The organism is Bradyrhizobium sp. S3.12.5, from assembly GCF_040548225.1.
In the GTDB taxonomy this organism is placed as follows: Bacteria; Pseudomonadota; Alphaproteobacteria; order Rhizobiales; family Xanthobacteraceae; genus Bradyrhizobium; species Bradyrhizobium cytisi.
The window spans coordinates 1-2074 of sequence record NZ_JBEPRF010000061.1 but is presented as its reverse complement, the minus strand read 5'-3'; the positions used below and the strand labels follow the sequence as shown (position 1 = coordinate 2074).

Sequence of the window (2074 nt, the reverse complement as noted above, 5' to 3'; positions counted from 1 at the left end):
TGCTGATTCCGCTCGATGTCGCCCACCATTCCGGAATGATCTCGCCCGCCGTTCCGATTTGATGTCGCCCACCATTCCGAGATGATCTCGCCCACCCTTCCGGGATGATGTCGCCCGGGGTGACGTGGCCTCTTCTGGCTCCGATACGATCCCGCCTTTCGGCTTTGCAAAGGGGGATCTGGATGCCGACGGAGAGGCTTGCGATGCGTCATGTGCGTGATGTGATCAGATTGAAGATGGCCGGGATGCCGACCCGGGAGATTGCGCGGCGGACGGGGACGGCGCCGTCCACGGTACGGCTGACGATCCGCCGGTTCGAGGCGGCCGGGCTGAGTTGGCCATTGTCCGACGACGTCACCGACACAGAGCTGGAGGCCCGGCTGTTCGCTGGTGCGGGAGCCGGTGCCGGCACCCGGCGGGGCCATCGGCGGCAGAGGGACCCGGACTGGGCTTTGGTGCATCGCGAGCTCAAGCGCAAGCACGTGACGCTGTCGATCCTGTGGGAGGAGTACATCGCCGGCGAACCCGGCGGATATCGCTATTCGCGGTTTTGCGAGCTGTACCGCGCCTGGGAAGGCCGTCTGTCGGTGACGATGCGCCAGTCGCATGCGGCCGGCGACAAGCTTTTCGTCGATTATGCCGGCGACGGGGTGCCGGTGGTGATCGACCGGCGCACCGGCGAGCGGCGCGCCGCGCAGATTTTTGTCGCGGTGCTGGGCGCGTCCAGCTTCACCTACGCGCAGGCGACGTGGACGCAGGGACTGGCCGACTGGATTGGCAGCCATGTCGGCGCCTTCGAGGCGATCGGCGGGGTGCCGGCGCTGCTGGTGCCCGACAACACCAAGGTCGCGGTGATCAAGGCCTGCCTCTACGATCCCCAGATCAACCGCAGCTACGCCGACATGGCGACGCATTACGGCACCGCCATTCTGCCGGCCCGGCCGCGGCGGCCACGGGACAAGGCGAAGGTCGAACAGGCCGTCCTTATGGTCGAGCGCTGGTTGCTTGGGCGGCTGCGCCATCGGACCTTCTACAGCCTCGCCGAGGTCAATGCGGCGCTCGCCGAGCTGCTGACCCGGCTCAACGAGGAACGGCCGATCCGGCGGCTCGGGGTGACCCGCCGCAAGCTGTTGGAGGAGATCGACCGGCCCGCGCTCATGGCGTTGCCGGAGAGCCCTTACGTGTTTGCCGAGTGGCGGATCTGCCGGGTCAGCATCGACTATCACGTCGAGGTCGAGGCACATTACTACAGCGTCCCGCATCGCTTCCTTCGCGCAGAGGTCGAGGTGCGCTTCACCGCCCGCACTGTCGAGATTTTCCACAAGGGCGAGCGGATCGCCGCGCATCAGCGCATGAGCGGCAACCACAAGCACACCACCGTGCCGGAACACATGGCGTCCAGTCATCGGCGCTACGCCGGCTGGACCATCGAGCGCATCCGCCAGGATGCCGCCGCGATCGGGTCGGCCACCGCGGCGCTGTGCGACCTGATCCTCGATGAACGCACGCACCCTGAGCAGGGCTTTCGGGCCTGTCTCGGCATCATCCGGCTCACCCGGTCCTATGGCCGCGAGCGGCTCGATGCCGCCGCCATGCGAGCGATCGATATCGGCGCGCGCACCTATGGCTCGGTCAAATCGATCCTCGCCAACAATCTCGATCGGCGTCCTTCGCAAAAGCGGTCCGCGGACGATGCGCCGATCCTCCATCCCAACATCCGCGGGCCGCGCTACTACAACTAGGAGATCTCGTCTTGCTCAATCATCCGACCCTCGATCAACTCCATCAACTCGGCCTTCACGGCATGGCCAAGGCCTTCGCCGACATCGAAGCCGGCGGTGACGCCGCAAGCCTCGGACACGCCGAATGGCTCGCGCTGCTGCTGGAGCGCGAAGCCTCGCTACGACGCGACAAGCGGCTGTCGAAGCGGCTGCAATACGCCAAGCTGCGCCAGCAGGCCTGCGTCGAGGACATCGACTATCGCACCCCGCGCGGCCTCGACCGTAGCCTGCTGACGATGCTGGTCGAAGGCCAATGGATCGACGACCACGCCAACCTGCTGATCTGCGGACCC

The 2074-nt window shown here is 66.3% G+C and carries 2 protein-coding genes; both read left to right on the top strand.

Annotated features, from left to right (window positions below):
* Positions 1-203: 203 nt before the first annotated feature.
* The gene (gene istA / locus ABIC09_RS37370) at positions 204-1742 is read left to right on the top strand and encodes an IS21 family transposase (RefSeq protein ID WP_354112431.1); all 1539 of its coding nucleotides are present in this window, start codon (positions 204-206) and stop codon (positions 1740-1742) included.
* A gap of 11 nt (positions 1743-1753) precedes the next feature.
* A partial coding sequence (locus tag ABIC09_RS37365; RefSeq protein WP_354112430.1) for an ATP-binding protein occupies positions 1754-2074 on the top strand: 321 nt, incomplete at its 3' end.

Bases quoted from the DNA above. Each gene is read 5' to 3' on its own strand.
- istA (WP_354112431.1), top strand. From the start codon at position 204: ATGCGTCATGTGCGTGATGTGATCAGATTGAAGATGGCCGGGATGCCG.